The following is a 15677-nucleotide window of genomic DNA, read 5'->3' as shown; positions in this document are numbered from 1 at the left end:
GGGCCCGCGGTGCGCCCCTCCGGCCTCAGGCCCGGCCGCCCGCGGAGGCCATGCCGAGCCAGCTGTGCGGGTTGCCCTCCCAGCACCAGCCGAGCTTGGGGGCGCCCTTGCTGATCCACAGCGCGGGCACCCGGCGGTCGCCGCAGCGCGAGGCGCCGAGCGAGAAGCACTTGTTGGTGGCGAGCAGCTCCGGGTACTGGACGACCAGGGCGAGGCCCTCCTCGATCGTCAGCGGGGTGCGGCCGCGGTCGGCGACCACGGCCATCGCGTCCCGCGGAACGGCGCCGCAGAACTCCTCGCCGCGGTCGACGTCCAGCAGCAGGTAGGCCCGGCCGTTCGGCAGCGCCACGGTCGGGGCGAAGCGGGCGAGGTCGCCCTCGGGGTAGTGCCGGTCCACGACCCCCGGGCGCTTGCGGCCGGCGAGCGTGGTCAGCGGTACCACCTTCTCGATCGGCACCACCTCCCCGGTCACCACCAGGACGAACGGCACCCGGCCGCCCTCCGGCGGTGCGCCGGGGCCGGCGGCCGCGCGCAGCGGCTCCAGCAGGGCGGTGAAGCCCTCCTCCGGCAGCCCGGCCAGGGCCGGGTAGCCCAGGGCGGTCAGCCGCCGCACCTGTCGGTCGAACTCTCCGTCGACCCCGCCGTCGAACTCTCCGTCGAACTCTCCGTCGAACGCAGTCATGCGCCTCCCATTCTCCGTACGACGTACACTATACATAGTACGGAGAAAAGCGGTGGGAGAATTCCGGCCATGTCGAGCGACCGCAGCAGTGCAGGTGATCCGGCGCGCACCCTCGCGCTGCTCTGGGGCGGGGGTGAGGAGCGGCCCGGCCGCCGCGGCCCCCGGCAGGCCAGGACGGTGCCCGAGATCGCCGCCGCCGCGATCGCCCTCGCCGACGCCGAGGGCGTCGCCGCCGTCACCATGCGCGCCGTCGCCCAGCGGCTCGGCCTCTCCCCGATGGCGCTCTACACCTACGTGCCGGGCAAGGCCGAACTCCTCGACCTCATGCTCGACACCGTCTACGCCGCCATGCCCCGCCGCACCCCCGCCGACGGCGGCTGGCGGGCCCGGACGGCCGCCGTCGCCGACGACAACGCCGCCCTGTTCGCCGCCCACCCCTGGGTCGCGGAGGTCGCCACCGGCCGCCCCCCGCTCGGCCCCGGCCTGATGGCCAAGTACGAGTACGAGCTGTGCGCCCTCGAAGGGCTCGGCCTCGGCGACGTCGAGACGGACGCCGCCCTCTCCTTCGTGCTCGGCTTCGTGCACAGCTGTGCCCGGGCCGCCGCCGACGAGCGGGCCGCCGAGCAGGAGAGCGCGATGAGCGACGAGCAGTGGTGGGCCGGCAACGCCGACCTGCTCGCCAAGGTCTTCGACCCCGGGCGCTTCCCGACCGCCGCCCGGATCGGCACCGCGGCCGGCGAGGCCCACGGCGCCGCCTCCAGCGCGGCCCACGCCTACGCCTTCGGCCTGCAACGGGTGCTCGACGGGCTGGCCGCGCTCGACCCCGCGGGCGGCCGCGGGGGAGACCCCGGCCCGGAACCGGGTGCGTAAGGCAACTGTCATGACCAAAGTGTGGATACGGGCGTGACATCTTCCGCTTCCGCCGCTACCGTCGAGCCGGTACTTGCGCGCGTGAGGGACGGAGCGGCATGAAGGACGAGCACGACACCGGCCGCGGATTCTGGTACGGCGCCGCCGCCTACGGCATGTGGGGCCTCTTCCCGCTCTTCTGGCCCCTGCTGGAGCCCGCCGGGGCCGTCGACATCCTCGCCAACCGGATGGTCTGGTCGCTCGTCGCCGTGCTCCTGATGCTGCTCGTCCAGCGCCGCTGGGCGTGGATCCGCCCGCTGCTCGCCCAGCCCCGCCGCCTCGCCATGGTCGGCCTGGCCGCCGCGGTGGTCTCCGTCAACTGGGGCGTCTACATCTGGGGCGTCAACTCCGGCCACGTCGTCGAGACCAGCCTCGGCTACTTCATCAACCCGCTCGTCACCATCGCCTTCGGCGTCCTGCTGCTGCGCGAGCGGCTGCGCCGCGCCCAGTGGGCCGCCGTCGGGATCGGCGTCCTCGCCGTCGTCGTCCTCGCCGTCGGCTACGGCCGGCCCCCGTGGATCGCCCTCGCCCTCGCCCTCAGCTTCGCCACCTACGGCCTGCTGAAGAAGAAGGTCGCCCTCGGCGGCATGGAGGGCTTCGCGCTCGAGAGCGCCGCGATGTTCCCCTTCGCCCTCGGCTTCCTGATCTGGCTGCAGGTGCGCGGCGAGGGCAGCTTCGGCCACGCCGTCGACGGCAGCTCCGCCTGGGCGCACTCCGGGCTGCTCATGATCAGCGGCCTCATCACCGCCGTCCCGCTGCTGTGCTTCGGCGCCGCCGCCGTCCGCGTCCCGCTCACCACCCTCGGCCTGCTGCAGTACCTCGCACCGGTCTTCCAGTTCCTCATCGGGATCGCCGTCTTCCACGAGTCGATGCCGCCCGCCCGCTGGGCCGGCTTCGCCCTCGTCTGGGCCGCCCTCGCCGTCCTCACCTTCGACGCGCTGCGCCGGATCCGGGCCGACCGGGCCGCCCTCGCCGCAGCGGCCGCGGCAGCCGCCGCACTGCCCGCGGACGGCGTCCCCGAGACCCCCGGAACCACCCCCGGAACGGCCTCGGCCGTCACCCGCTGAGACCGTTCGAACGCGCTCCGCGCAGGGGTCGTTCGCACCGGGAATCCCGCTGTGAAGAAGTCCCCGCCGGATCTCCTCAACCCAGGTCTCGGACTGCTAACGTCCGGGGTGCCACCGCCGCCGGCCGACGGAAACCCCGTTCTGTGCGGGCGCCCGCACGGCCACAGGAGGGTTGTGATGGTCCACCTCACGGGTCAACTCACAGGGCAGCTCGCCCGGCCGTTCCGCCGTGTCGCCACGAGTCCAGGACGCGCCGCCCAGACGCTGCACGACGCCGCCGACGACCTCCTCGCCCGCGGCGCGGCCCTGCGCCTGCCCGCCGTCCGACGGGAGCTCGACGCCGCCGAGAGCGGCGACCTGCTGGTCACCGGCACCCCCAGCGGCGGCACCGTCCGCATCGAGTGGCAGCGCCACGGCCGCCCCGCGATAACCCTCGACGGCCCGTACCGGCTCGACCGGGTCGACCTCAAGGGCTCCCACCGCGCCCGGCTGTACGGCCTGACCGCCGGCGTCCGCCTGGTCTGCCCCGAGTGGTCGCCGCTCTTCCTGATCGCCCCCGCCCAGCTGCCGGTGCTGGCCTGCGCGGCCGCCGCCTCCCGGATGGTCCCCGTCCGCTGACGGGCCGTCGGCCCCGGTCCGGCCGGGCCGGCCGGATCAGACCGTGATGTCCCGTCCGGTGAAGCGCGCCCACGCCGCCGAGCCGAACACCGCCACGTAGACCGCCTGCAGCCCCAGGTTCTCCAGCACGCCGTCCCAGTACATGCGCTCGCGCAGCAGGTCCGAGAAGCTCAGCCACCGGTGGGTGAACAGGAACGGCTGCACCGCGTGCAACTGCGGGAAGCCGTCCAGGATCTGCACCGTGATGACCAGCACCACCGTGGTCGCCATCGCGGCGATGCCACTGCCCGTCAGCGTCGACACGAACAGGCCGACCGCCACCAGCCCGGCCAGCGACAGCGCGACCACCCCGGCCACCAGCGCCGCCCGCAGCAGCGCCTCGCCGACCCCGATCGCGTCCCCCGACAGCAGCGTCACCTCGCCCAGCGGGAACAGCGCCGCCCCGGTGGCCAGCGCCGACAGGGCCACCACCCCGGTGGCCGCCAGGCAGAACACCAGCGCCGCGGTGAACTTCGCCGCCAGCAGCCGCGTCCGCCCGGCCGGCGCGACCAGCAGGTAGCGCAGCGTCCCGGTGGCCGCCTCGCCGGCGATCGCGTCCCCCGCCACCACGCCCACCGTCATCGGCAGGAAGACGGGCAAAGTGACGGCCAAGGCCGTAAAGACCAGGAAAAGCCCGTTCTGGGTCACCTGGGCGACGAACGCCGGCCCCTCGCCGCGGCTGCCGCCGGTGTGCACCCGCACCACGACGCCGATCAGCACCGGCAGCGCCGCCAGGACGCCCAGCATCGCGATCGTCCGCGCCCGGCGGAAGGTCATCGCCAGTTCACTGGTGAACAGCGCCGCGTACCCCGCCGCTCCCGCCCGGGGCCGGCCCGCCGCCACCGCGGCACCCTGCGGCACCGTCTCAGCCCGCGACATCGAAACCCTCCCCGGTCAGCGCCACGAAGGCGTCCTCCAGCGTGCCCCGCTCCACCGCGAAGCCGCGCACCCGCACCCCCGCACCGACGAGGGCCGCGCACACCGCCGGCAGCGCGTCCTCGCCCTCCGGCGGGAGACCGTCCACCGACCCGTCGGCCGGCCGCAGGTCCGTCACCCCGTGCTCCTTCAGCACCCGGACGGCCTCCTCGACGTCGGCCGTCCGCACGACCAGGCGGCCCTGCGCCCGGGCGGCCAGCTCGGCCACCGTGCCCTGCACCACCAGCCGGCCGCGCGACATCACCGCGGCGTGCGTGCAGACCTGCTCGATCTCGTCCAGCAGGTGCGAGGAGAGGAACACCGTCGTGCCGTCCGCCGCCAGCTCCCGCACCAGCGCGCGGATCTCCCGCATGCCCTGCGGGTCCAGGCCGTTGGTCGGCTCGTCCAGCACCAGCAGCTCCCGCGGCCGCAGCAGCGCCGCCGCCAGCCCGAGCCGCTGCTTCATCCCCAGCGAGTAGCCGCGCGCCTTGCGGCCCGCCGCGGCCGACAGCCCGACCCGCTCCAGCGCGGAGGCCACCCGCTGCTCCCTCGTCCGCGGATCGGCGGTCGGATCGGCCGCGTCGAAGCGCACCAGGTTGGCCCGCCCGGACAGGAACCCGTACAGCGCCGGGCCCTCGATCAGCGCCCCCACCCGGGGCAGCACCGCGCCGACCGACTGCGGCATCGGCGCCCCCAGCACCGACGCCGACCCCGCCGACGGCGCGATCAGGCCCATCAGCATCCGGATCGTCGTCGTCTTGCCGGAGCCGTTCGGGCCGAGGAAGCCGAACACGCTGCCGCGCGGCACCACCAGGTCCAGCCCGTCCACCGCCGTCCGGTCGCCGAAGCGCTTGGTCAGGCCGCGGGTGCGGATCACGTCCCCGGACGCGCCGGCGGGGGCCGGGCCCGCGAAGGCCCGACCCCCCGACCGCTCCGCCGGGCCCGACCGCTCCGCAGAAGGGGCGCCGGCCACGGCTACTTCACCCCGGCCGCGTGCTGCAGCACCGGCAGCGTCACCGCACCGGCGAACACCCGGCCGTCGTCCGTCACCAGGACGTTCACCACCTTGGTGCCGATCAGCGTGCCGCCGCCGACCGGCTTGCCGAACGCCTTCACCAGGGACAGCGCGCCCTGCGGCCCGCCCTTGGCGCCGTGGCCGCCGGCCTGCCCGGACACCTCGTCGAGCGGCAGCCGGGTCGACACCACGGTCGTCCAGCCCTCGCCCGTCACCTGCACGTCCGGCGCGCCGCCGGCCGGCTTCCCGGACGGCTTGCCGAGCGACGTGCCGTCCGGCAGGCCGTGCCCGGCCGGCCCGTCGCCGGCCCGGTGCTCCGTCACCTTGGCGCCCTTCGGCGGGGTGAAGGCGAAGACCGAGGCGGCCGGCCGGTCGAACGACACCTTGCTGTAGTGCACGTCCAGCACCGGACCGCCGGAGGCGGCCGTCGCCTGCACCGAGAGCGGCACCCCGTGCTCCGCGTCCACCGCGATCCGCACCCGGGCGATCGTCGAGCCCTGCCCCTTCGGGGTCAGCGTCAGCCGGTACGCGTCCCGGCCGGCGACCGTCATGGTGCCGTCCACCGCGACCGTCGTGCTGCCCGAGGCGAAGGCCAGGAACCGCTTCGCCGCGTCCTGCGGGGTCACCGGAGCCACCGACGGCCGCTCGGACCGCTTCCCGGCGGCACCCTGCGGGGCCGTCAGGTGCACGGCCTCGTTGGAGGAGCTGTCCCACGCCCAGACGTCCGTGCCGTTGTGCACCAGCTCGTAGCCGGCCAGGTCCTCCACCAGGCCGATCCGCTGCCGGTCCGGTCCGTCCACCGCGACCTGCAGGGTGTGCTGGCCGGCCAGTAGCTCCGCCAGCTTCGCCTGCGGCTGCGCGCCGCCGGAACCCGAGGAACCGCCGGGCGCACCGGAGCCGCCCGCGCCCTGCGCGAACCCGCCCGCCGCGCCGAGCAGCTGGGACGGGACCCCCAGGTCGGCCTTCATCTGGACGGTGCCGGAGAGCGCCTCGGTGTCCGAACCCAGCGCCTTCGCCACCAGCTGCTCCGCCGTCACCGACGGCAGGTTCGGGCCGGAGTCGCTGGCCAGCGCCGGCACCAGGCCGACACCGGCGGCCACCGCCGCCACCACCGCGACCGGAACGGCCACCCGCACCAGCGTCCTGCGGCCGGACCGGTTCGGCGCCCCCTGCTCCTGCTCCGCCATCTCGTTCAACCCCTCCGAGTCGTCGCTTGCTTGCCCTTCCATTAGAGGCGCTGCGGGCCGTCCGGGCATCGCCCCGCAGGGCTGGATCCGGGTACGCCCGTCGTCGCACCCGACCCTGAGGCGGTCTCAGGGTCGGATCGGCCCCCGGTCGTAGCCCGTCCGCGGCGGCGCGCGGCGGCGCGCGGCAGGACCGTGCGCGGCCGCGGGACGGACACGGGACGGCCGGAGGGCTGGTGCCGGAGGCGTGGAGGTCCGCCACCCCGGCGCCTGCCCCTACGGTTCTTCGAATACAGTGCAGGCTCCCGGCCCGCCGCGGCCGCTGGCCCGCCCCGGACGAAAGGCGAAGACCCGTGATGCCCCTGTGGTCACGTGCGCAGCAGCAGGACTTCCGCAGCCGGGTCCGGGGCTGCCTGCTCGGCGGGGCGGTCGGCGACGCGCTCGGGGCCGGGATCGAGTTCGACTCCCTGGAGAAGATCCGCTCCGCGCACGGACCGCTCGGCGTGACCGGCTACGTGCCCGCGTACGGGCGGCGCGGCGCGGTCACCGACGACACCCAGATGAGCCTGTTCACCCTGGACGGCCTGATCCGCGCGCACATCGGCCGGGACGCCGGCACCTGGCACCCGCCGACCGACGTCCACAAGGCCTACCGGCGCTGGTACGCCACCCAGCAGGACTGGGGCCCGGACGAGCGCCGGGGAGACCTCGGCTGGCTGGGCCGCCAGGAGTGGCTCTACGCCCAGCGGGCGCCCGGCCAGGCCTGCCTCACCGGGCTCTCCGGGCCCGACACCGACCAGCTGGGCACCGTCGAGGCGCCCCGCAACCCGCACTCCAAGGGCTGCGGCACGGTCATGCGGGCGGCGCCGTTCGGCCTGCTGACCGCCTGGGACCCCGGCCTGGTCTTCCAGCTCGCGGTGGAGTGCTCCGTCCTGACGCACGGCCACCCGACCGGCTACCTGGCGGCCGGCGCCTTCGCGGTGATCGTCCACACGGTGGCCCGCGGCGGCACCCCGGAGGAGGGCGTGCACCTCGCACTGGCGCTGCTCTCCGAGCGGCCCGCGCACGAGGAGACCACCGCGGCCCTGCGGGCCGCCCTGGACGCCGTCCGGGCCGGCGAGCCCACCGCGGAGCGGGTCGAGGCGCTCGGCGAGGGCTGGGTCGCGGAGGAGGCACTGGCCATCGGCGTCTACTGCGCGCTGGTGGCGGAGGACGTGCGGTCAGGGCTGCTGCTGGCCGTCAACCACTCCGGCGACAGCGACTCCACCGGGTCGATCTGCGGGAACCTGCTGGGCGCGCTGCACGGGGAGACGGCGCTGCCCGCCGATCTGGTGGCGGAGCTGGAGGGACGCGGCACGATCCTGGAGATGGCGGACGACTTCGCGCTGGAACTGGTGCACGGGCCCGAACTGCACGGCACCGCGGGCTGGGCGGAGCGCTACCCGGTCGGGTGAGGACCGCCGGGTAGCGCGTCGCGGCACCGCCGTCAGACCTCGCCGAAGGCACCCGCCGCGACGGCCGTGGTGAAGGCGGCCCAGGCGGCGTTCGAGAACTCCAGTCGGGGGCCCTCAGGGTCCTTGGAGTCGCGTACCGCGATCGAGCGGGTGTCCGGGACGGCGATCTCCACACAGGCGCCGTTGCCGCCGCTGTGGCTGCTCTTGCGCCAGGTCAGATTGGTCGTGGACGTGGTGGTCATTGCTTGAACCCCTCTGCAATGGTGTGCATCAGTGACCGACTGTCCGCGACACTGAGCGCCGCGGCCCGCAGGTGGTCATACAGATTGGTATAGCGGCGCACGTCGGCCTCCTTCTCCAGGTAGAGATCGCTCGTCACCCCTTCGAAGTAGACAACGGTCGAATCGGCAGACTCGGGGAACTCCATCAGGGAGAATGTGCCGCTCATGCCCGGATGCGCCCCGTGGCTGAACGGGATCACCTGAAGGTTGATGTACGGCCGCTCGCTGAGCACCAGCAGCTGGCACAGCTGGTCCGCCATGACCGCCCGGCTGCCGACCTCGCGGCGCAGCACCGCCTCGTCTATGACGACCCACAGGCTGCCGAGCCGGTCCTCGCTGTCGCCGTCTATCCGCAGCTGACGCTTCATCCGGACCTCCACCCGGCGCTGCACCGCCTGGGCGTCGTAGTCCGGGAAGGTGCCGGCGACCACGGCCGCCGCGTACTCCCGGGTCTGCAGCAGTCCCGGCACGAACGAGGACTCGTACGCCCGGATCGAGGAGGCCTCCGCCTCCAGACCGATGTAGACGCTGTACGGGATGTCGCCGAACTCGTGCCACCAGCCGCGCTGGCGGGACTCGCGGGCCATCTCCATCAGCCCGGCGCGGACCCGCTCGTCGGTCACCTCGTACACGTCGCACAGGTCCCTGACGTCACGTTGGCTGATGCTGCGCCGACCGTTCTCCAGCCGGCTGATCTTCGACTGGGAGACCATCAGGCGGCCCGCCACCTCCTCCGCGGTCATGCCCTTGAGCTCGCGCAGGCGCCGGAGTTCGGCGCCGAGCCTGCGGCGGCGCACGGTGGGATTGACGCTGGCGGACACATCGACCTCCGGCCGGACCTCTGGCACAGACGGCAGCGCTGCGCCTCGGAACAGTGTGGAAATTGGTACCAACCCCCCCTGACGTGGAGAGCATGCCATCTTGTCTCTGCTCCATGCGGGCGAATCCTCCCAGCGGACTAGAACAGATCATCGGAAAAGTGTGTAATCGGGATGGCATGCCTTGCACTTGGTCGTCGCGCGCGGTAAAAGCCCGCCCCGGCGCGGTGTCCGCACTCCTACCCCGCCACGGCGCCCCGAACGCCCGGACGGCGGGTGACACGCGGAGGGGCGGCCCGTCCGGCAGTCTTCCTGCCGGACGGGCCGCCCCTCACGCACTCACCTACGGCGCGGGCCGATCAACGCGCGCCCACCCGGGTGACGACCGGGTGCCCGCCCGCGGCCGGCCTCGCCGGCGCAGGACGCCCGCCCGCCGCCGGGGCCGCACCGCGGTTCTGCTGGGCCGGCAGACCGTTCTGCACGTCCATCACCGCGTGCGCCACCATCCCGCCGAGCGGGTCGTAGCGGATCAGGTCCCGCAGCCGGGACCGCGAGGAACGGCCCTCGTTGCCGGGGTAGAGGTGCTTGCCCAGACCCACCGCGTGCGCCAGCGCGGCCAGCGCGGCCGTCCGCGGGTCCGGCGGCACGCCGGTGCGGATCGCGGTGTCCAGACGCTGCTTGATCGCGGCGTTGGTGCAGTCGTCCGACGCCTGGTAACGCGTCGTCGGCAGCACTCCGCACATCTGGCCCGCCACGGCGGTCACCATGCCGCAGCGCTCCAGGTGCGCCAGGTACGTCTGCCGCAGGCCCAACCGGGGCCCGCCGATCCAGTGCGACGCCCGGACCGCACTGCCGCGCCGTCGCAGCAGTTCCAGGGCGTGGTCGAGGGTCGGATCACCGGTCGGCCGTGCGAGAACCACGGCGATCCGGTCCCCGTCCGGGGCGATGCGTCCGGCCAGGGACAGCTCGACCAGCTGTGCCCCGGCGAGTCCGAGGTCGAGGGTCTGGGGCTGCGCAGTGGTACCCGTGGCCGGGTCCAGTGCGAGCAGCAACAGCTCCTCGGGAATTGTTCTGCGGCTCCTGCCCATCCAAGCCTCCCCGCGTGGATGACAGACAGCGTGACGCCTCTCACACAGGCTTGTCGAGTACGCCTCCGAATCGTGACCTTGGCACGGCAGGCTGGAACCGGTGCCCCGCGGCCCGGCGTCTGAGCCGGGGACGGGCCCGGACGGGCAGAAAAACGGCCGGTCGGGCGGGGTGTGCGCGACTGACGCGCCACCGGTGGCGGAGACTGTACAGACATCCCGACGGGACGAGAACCCGTAGGAAAAAATGAAGGATCGGCGCGGCCCTCGGCCCGCCGGCCGAGGCGGGCAGCCGGTCCGCCGGGCGGACGAGGAGGAGAGGGTCAGTGGGCGAGTCCCCCGACACAGGGCGGCGCGACGGGGCGGCCGAGGGTTCGGAGACGAAGGAGGGGACCGCACCGGTGCGCAGCACCGAGCCGGCGAAGGCTCCCGAGTCCGCGGACCGGACCGAGCCCGCGGCCACCGCCGAGCCGGAGGCTGCCGGGTCCGACGCCGCCGAGCCGGAGGCTGCGGAGCCGGACGCCGGTGACGCCGCGGCCGACCGGCCGGAGGACGAGGACGGCGACGCAGCGTCCGAGGGCGAGGAAGCGTCCGACGGGGAAGCGGTGTCCGACGGGGAAGCAGAGGACGACGGCGCGTCCGACGGGGACGCGGACGCCGACAGTGACGCCGACTCCGGTGCCGACTCCGACTCCGACTCCAACTCCGACTCCGACGAGGAGGTCGCCGTCGCGGCGGCCGCTGCGGGCGGCTCCACCGTCCACCTCCGCCTTCCGGCCGGGGACAAGGCCACCACCACGCTCCGGCTGCCGGTGGACAACGCCACCACCGCACTGCGTCTCCCCCCGGAGGTCCGGAAGGCCGCCGCCCCCGCCCCCGCCGCCGGCTCCGCCAAGGCCGCCGAGGTCGCCGGGGTCGGCGACCAGCCGCCGAGCGACGTGACCACCATGCTGAGGCTCCCCGCCGACGCGACCCGCAAGCCCGCCGAGAAGAGCGGCGCGGAGAAGAGCGGTGTGGAGGGGAACGGCGCCGACAAGAACGGCGCGGAGAAGAGCGCCGCCGGGAAGGCGTCCGCGGCGACGCCCGCCCCGGACGCCACCACCGCGCTCCGGCTCCCCGCCGAGGCCCGCAAGGCCGCCGACGCCCCGTCGGCGCCGGCCGCCGGCGAGAAGACCGCCGGCGAGAAGACCGCTGCCCCGGCCGCCGACAAGGACACCGACACCGGCACCGGCACTGACGGCGACGCCGGCACCGACGCCGGTGCGGCCGAGGGCGAGAGCGAGAAGGAGCCCGCGAAGGGCCCGGAGGCCGCCGCCCCCGTCGACAACGCGACCCGCGCGCTGCGCCTCCGCGTCGACAACGCGACCCGCGCGCTCCGCCTGCCTCCCGAGGCCCGTACGCCCGCAGGCGCCTCTCCCGCCGCCCCGGCCGAGGACCCCGACAAGCCCTCGGGGAAGTCCACCGACCCGCGCCTCGCCATGCGGGACAGCCGCGAGGTGGCCGGTGCCGCCCTCAAGGACACCCGCAAGCCGGCCGGCAGCCCGGCCTCGGCCCCTGCGGCCGAGCCGGAGCCCCGCCCCGCCCCGGCACGTCCGGAGTCCCGGCCGACCCCGACCCCGCCGCCGCCTCCGCCTCCGCTGTCCGCGCCGGACCCGGCCCCCGTGCCGGCGCCTGTCCCGCTGCCGGAGAACACCATCGAGGCGATGGAGGTGCTCGCCACCCTCAGCGCCCGTCCGGCCAGCCCGCTGCGCCGCGCCGCCAAGCGGACGGCGATCTGGAGCGTCTTCCTCGCCTTCGTGCTCGGCATCCTGGTGGTCGTCCAACTGCTGCGCCCGCTCCCGGACCCGGAGACCGAGCTCGGCCTGCCCACCGGTTTCACCTTCCAGGGCGACCAGCTCGCCGTGGACTGGCCGGCCAAGGGCCAGTCCGCCGCCGCGGTGATCGGGGTCGGCACCGTCGGCACCTCCGGCGAGCAGACGCCGGTGTCCATCGCCAGTGTCACCAAGGTGATGAACGCCTACCTGATCCTCAAGGCGCACCCGCTCAAGAAGGGCGAGAGCGGCCCGAAGATCAAGGTCGACAAGGCGGCCGCCACCGAGTCCACCGACAAGGACCAGTCGCGCGCCCAGCTGACCGAGGGACAGGAGCTCAGCCAGTACCAGGCGCTGGAGCTGCTGATGCTGCCCTCGGCCAACAACGTCGCCCGGCTGCTGGCGCGGTGGGACGCCGGCTCGGAGGAGGCCTTCGTCGCCAAGATGAACGCCGAGGCCGCCAAGCTCGGCATGGGCAGCACCACCTACGCCGACCCGGCCGGCTACAACGACGACACCAAGAGCACCGCGACCGACCAGCTCAAGCTGGCCGAGAAGGCCATGCAGGACGACGTCTTCCGGCAGATCGTCGCCGAGCCGGAGATGCGGTACAACAACGTGCGCATCCCGAACACCAACGACCTGGTCTTCACCGAGCGCGGCAGCGTCATCGGCGTGAAGACGGGCTCCTCCACCGCGGCGCAGTCCGCGCTGATGTGGGCCGCGGTCAAGGAGATCGGCGGCACCAAGCGGACGATCATCGGCGTCACCCTGCGGCAGCCGGCCGTCGCCGGCGTCGACCTGGCCAAGGTCGCCCAGGCGCCCAGCCTGAAGATCATCAAGTCGGTGCAGAACGGCCTCCGGGGCGAGACCCTCGCCAAGCAGGGCCAGGTCGTGGGCCGGGTCGAAGACGGACTCGGCGGCTCGGTGCCGATCGTCGCGGCCAAGGAGCTCACCGTCGCCGGCTGGTCGGGCATCACCGCCACGCTGACCCTGGACGCCACCAAGCTCGGCCACACCGTGAAGGCAGGCACCCAGGTCGGCACCCTCTCCGCGGGCGAGGGCGAGGGCCGGATCGAGGTGCCCGTCACCCTGCAGGGCGACCTGGCCCCGCCGTCCATCCTGTCGAGGCTGACCCGCATCCTCTGACACCTGCGGACCGGACACCCGCGGACCGGAACCGAGGCCCCGCCGTCCCCGCCCTCGTGGCGGGAACGGCGGGGCCTCGCCGTGTCCGGCGCCTCAACCGGGGGCCGGGCCCGCCGCGGAGCCCGGCGGGGAGCCGCCGTTCTGTTCCCCCGCGGCCCCCGGCCCGGCTCCGGCCGTTCCCGCCGTACCCGTCGTGCCGGCCCCTCCGGCCCCTCCGGCCGACCCCGCGCCCGCCGGTGCTCCCGCCGTCCCGGTGCCCGCCAGGGACCCCGGTGGGGCGGTCGGCTCGACGCCCAGCAGCGCCGCCACCCCCGGCTCCTGCGTCAGCACCCGGCCCAGCGCGATCGCGAACGTCACCGCGGTGAACATCACGATCAGCCAGGACAGCAGCGTGAACACCACCCCGTACGGGCCGAACCGGCTGACGCTCTGCGTCACCGCGTGCGGCAGGTACACCGCGGCCGCCGCGGCCACCCCCACCACGGCCACCCCGCACAGCAGCGCGCCCGGCAGCAGCAGCCGCCAGGCGATCCGCCCGGCGAGCAGCAGGTGCTGCGTCCACCACCAGAGCGCGGCGTCCATCACGAAGGTCAGCGGGATGCCCAGCCACAGACCCGCGCCGAAGCCGTCGTGCAGCGCGTGCTGGAACACCAGCACGACCAGCCACACCAGCAGCCAGGTCAGCCAGCGCCAGGCGGTGATCCGGTGCGAGGCCTTCGGCAGCTCCCAGCAGCGTTCGCACACCCGCTGCACGGCGCGGCTCAGCGCGGTCGCGGACAGCAGGGTGATGATCACGCCCACCGCGCCGAAGCTCTGCGAGACCCCGTCGTCGTGCCCGGTGTCCAGGAACTGCGCCACCTGCTGCTGCGCCGCCCCCTTCAGGCCGAGCTGCTCGCGCAGGGACGAGACCACGCCCTCCTTGATCGAGGCCGGGGCGAACACCGCCAGTGCCATCAGCGCGGGCAGCGCACTCAGGAAGGCCTGTGCGGCCAGACGGGTGGCGCAGTCCAGCAGATTGACCCGGACGACCTGGTGCAGCGCGCGGCCGATCAGCGGCACGCGGTCGGGTACCGCCTTGAGCGACCTGGCCTTCTCGGCCGCCCTGGCCCGCATCCCCGGTTGCTGCGACGCTGCCACACCGGCTCCCTCCGCGAGCGGGCACCCTGCGTGACCCAGCCCCATGCTCGCCCCGCCGGTGGTGCCCCGCACCCGCTCCGACGGGCGAGGGCCTAGTGCCGCATCAGACAACCTTCGCCCTCTTGTGACGAGGCGCCCGGATGCTGCGGCTGGTGGCTCCGGGCGGTCAGAATGATCACGTGGCTGAACGCGTACAGGTCCGGGAGATCGATGACGACGAGGGCAGACGACTGCTGCGGATCGTCCGCCGGGGCACCGGTTCGGTGGTCACCTGGCGGCGGGCCCAGATGGTGTTGCTCTCCGCCCAGCGCATGCCCGTGGCGAAGATCGCCGAGGTGACGTTCACCAGCCCCGACCGGGTCCGCGACGTGATCCACAACTTCAACGCCGACGGCTTCGACTCGCTCTATCCGAAGTACCGGGGCGGTCGGCCGAGGACCTTCACGCTGCCCGAACGCCGGGAGATCAAGAAGATCGCCAGGTCCAGGCGGCCGAGCACGGCCTGCCGTTCTCGACCTGGAGCCTGGCCAAGCTGGCCGACTTCCTGGTCGCCGAGGGGGTGGTCGACGACATCAGCCACGAGGGCCTTCGGGTCCTGCTCCGCGAGGAGGGCGTCTCCTTTCAACGCGTGAAGACCTGGAAGACCTCGAAGGATCCCGACTACGCGGCCAAGAAGGCCCGCGTCGAACACCTCTACGCGATCGCCGACGGCGAGGTCATACCCGAAGAAGGTGAGCCCGAAGTCGTCTTCTGTCTCGACGAGTTCGGGCCGCTCAACCTCCAGCCCCACCCCGGCCGGCAGTGGGCGGAGCGAGGCGGCCGCCACAAAGACCCCGACCGTGATCCCAGGCCCCGAAGACGGGCGACCTACACCCGACCGCACGGGGTCCGGCACCTGTTCGCCGCCTATGACCTCGGCAAGGACCAGCTCTACGGCCACGTCAAGAAGACCAAGAACCGCTCCAAGTTCCTGGAATTCTGCCGCTACCTGCGATCGCTGCACCCGGCGGACATGCACATCGCGATCATCTGCGACAACTACTCGCCGCACCTGACGACCAAGCGCTGCCAGCGGGTCGGGGCGTGGGCGGTGGCGAACAACGTGGAGATCGCCTACACCCCGACCAACAGCTCCTGGCTCAACCGGATCGAGGCCCAGTTCACCGCCCTGCGCTACTTCGCCCTCGACGGCACCGACCACTCCAGCCACAAGGAGCAGGGCAGCATGATCCGCCGCTACATCATCTGGCGGAACAAGCACGCCGCCGACGAACGGCTACGCGAAGTCGTCACCAGGGCGAACGTTGCCTGATGCGGCACTAGTTCGCGTCCGCCTTGCTGCGCGCGCTCCCGCCCGCGCTCCCGCCCGCGCTCCCGCCCGCGTTCTTCGCTCCGCCGGCGACCGCACCGGAGACCGCGCCGGTGATCTTGTCGATGCGGGAGCCGATGCCCCAGGTGGTGACGCGCCAGAGGGCTTCGACGACGATGTTGCGGCTCATCTTGGAGTTGCCGT

General features: G+C 73.8%; 13 protein-coding genes and 2 pseudogenes. 6 read left to right on the top strand and 9 right to left on the bottom strand.

The window, feature by feature from the left end:
• Positions 1-25 precede the first annotated feature (25 nt).
• The gene (locus AB0442_RS08810; RefSeq protein ID WP_366161687.1) at positions 26-682 is read right to left on the bottom strand and encodes a DUF5701 family protein; all 657 of its coding nucleotides are present in this window, start codon (positions 680-682) and stop codon (positions 26-28) included.
• Between the two features lie 69 nt (positions 683-751).
• Between AB0442_RS08810 and AB0442_RS08805 the strand changes: the two genes are divergently transcribed.
• The 3 genes from AB0442_RS08805 to AB0442_RS08795 all read left to right on the top strand — a co-directional run bounded on the left by AB0442_RS08805 (position 752) and on the right by AB0442_RS08795 (position 3276).
• On the top strand, positions 752-1552 hold the full coding sequence (locus tag AB0442_RS08805; protein ID WP_366161686.1) for a TetR/AcrR family transcriptional regulator: 801 nt from the start codon (positions 752-754) through the stop codon (positions 1550-1552).
• Between the two features lie 98 nt (positions 1553-1650).
• On the top strand, positions 1651-2658 hold the full coding sequence (gene rarD / locus AB0442_RS08800) for an EamA family transporter RarD (RefSeq protein WP_366161685.1): 1008 nt from the start codon (positions 1651-1653) through the stop codon (positions 2656-2658).
• 177 nt (positions 2659-2835) lie between these two features.
• Positions 2836-3276, top strand: a complete 441-nt coding sequence (locus AB0442_RS08795; protein WP_366161684.1) for a hypothetical protein — start codon at positions 2836-2838, stop codon at positions 3274-3276.
• A 36-nt stretch (positions 3277-3312) separates the two neighbouring features.
• Here the strand turns inward: AB0442_RS08795 and AB0442_RS08790 are convergent, their stop codons facing one another.
• The 3 genes from AB0442_RS08790 to AB0442_RS08780 all read right to left on the bottom strand — a co-directional run bounded on the left by AB0442_RS08790 (position 3313) and on the right by AB0442_RS08780 (position 6432).
• Complete coding sequence (locus AB0442_RS08790) at positions 3313-4194, bottom strand: ABC transporter permease (RefSeq protein WP_366161683.1); 882 nt, start codon at positions 4192-4194, stop codon at positions 3313-3315.
• Positions 4181-5107, bottom strand: a complete 927-nt coding sequence (locus AB0442_RS08785; protein ID WP_344626390.1) for an ABC transporter ATP-binding protein — start codon at positions 5105-5107, stop codon at positions 4181-4183. The genes AB0442_RS08790 and AB0442_RS08785 overlap by 14 nt, the downstream gene beginning before the upstream one ends.
• A gap of 98 nt (positions 5108-5205) precedes the next feature.
• Positions 5206-6432, bottom strand: coding sequence for a DUF2092 domain-containing protein (locus tag AB0442_RS08780; protein ID WP_366161682.1), 1227 nt, complete (start codon positions 6430-6432; stop codon positions 5206-5208).
• A gap of 353 nt (positions 6433-6785) precedes the next feature.
• Here AB0442_RS08780 and AB0442_RS08775 point away from each other — a divergent pair, with 353 nt between their 5' ends.
• The gene (locus AB0442_RS08775; RefSeq protein ID WP_366161681.1) at positions 6786-7883 is read left to right on the top strand and encodes an ADP-ribosylglycohydrolase family protein; all 1098 of its coding nucleotides are present in this window, start codon (positions 6786-6788) and stop codon (positions 7881-7883) included.
• 32 nt (positions 7884-7915) lie between these two features.
• On the opposite strand, the gene AB0442_RS08770 is transcribed toward AB0442_RS08775, so the two are convergent.
• The 3 genes from AB0442_RS08770 to AB0442_RS08760 all read right to left on the bottom strand — a co-directional run bounded on the left by AB0442_RS08770 (position 7916) and on the right by AB0442_RS08760 (position 10070).
• Positions 7916-8125, bottom strand: a complete 210-nt coding sequence (locus tag AB0442_RS08770) for a DUF397 domain-containing protein (protein WP_344626388.1) — start codon at positions 8123-8125, stop codon at positions 7916-7918.
• Entirely contained in the window at positions 8122-8985 is an 864-nt protein-coding gene (locus AB0442_RS08765; protein ID WP_366161679.1) for a helix-turn-helix transcriptional regulator, read from the bottom strand. Before AB0442_RS08765 ends, AB0442_RS08770 begins: the two co-directional genes overlap by 4 nt.
• A gap of 356 nt (positions 8986-9341) precedes the next feature.
• Positions 9342-10070 (bottom strand): GPP34 family phosphoprotein, encoded by a 729-nt coding sequence (locus tag AB0442_RS08760; protein ID WP_366161678.1) that lies wholly within the window; start codon positions 10068-10070, stop codon positions 9342-9344.
• Between the two features lie 398 nt (positions 10071-10468).
• On the opposite strand from AB0442_RS08760, the gene AB0442_RS08755 reads away from it, so the two are divergent.
• Positions 10469-13027: a hypothetical protein gene (locus AB0442_RS08755; RefSeq protein WP_366161676.1), complete on the top strand. Its 2559-nt coding sequence runs from the start codon at positions 10469-10471 to the stop codon at positions 13025-13027.
• 93 nt (positions 13028-13120) lie between these two features.
• On the opposite strand, the gene AB0442_RS08750 is transcribed toward AB0442_RS08755, so the two are convergent.
• A complete protein-coding gene (locus AB0442_RS08750) occupies positions 13121-14164 on the bottom strand; it encodes a YhjD/YihY/BrkB family envelope integrity protein (RefSeq protein ID WP_366161675.1) in 1044 nt (347 codons plus the stop codon).
• A 179-nt stretch (positions 14165-14343) separates the two neighbouring features.
• On the opposite strand from AB0442_RS08750, the pseudogene AB0442_RS08745 reads away from it, so the two are divergent.
• A pseudogene (locus AB0442_RS08745) lies at positions 14344-15476 on the top strand (IS630 family transposase).
• Between the two features lie 7 nt (positions 15477-15483).
• On the opposite strand, the pseudogene AB0442_RS08740 reads toward AB0442_RS08745, so the two are convergent.
• Positions 15484-15677: pseudogene (locus AB0442_RS08740) on the bottom strand (dolichol-phosphate mannosyltransferase); the annotation flags it as partial.

The organism is Kitasatospora sp. NPDC085895 (assembly GCF_040702125.1).
Classification (GTDB): domain Bacteria; phylum Actinomycetota; class Actinomycetes; order Streptomycetales; family Streptomycetaceae; genus Kitasatospora; species Kitasatospora arboriphila.
Note: the sequence above shows the minus strand (reverse complement) of the source record. Positions and strands in the feature narration are given on the sequence as shown.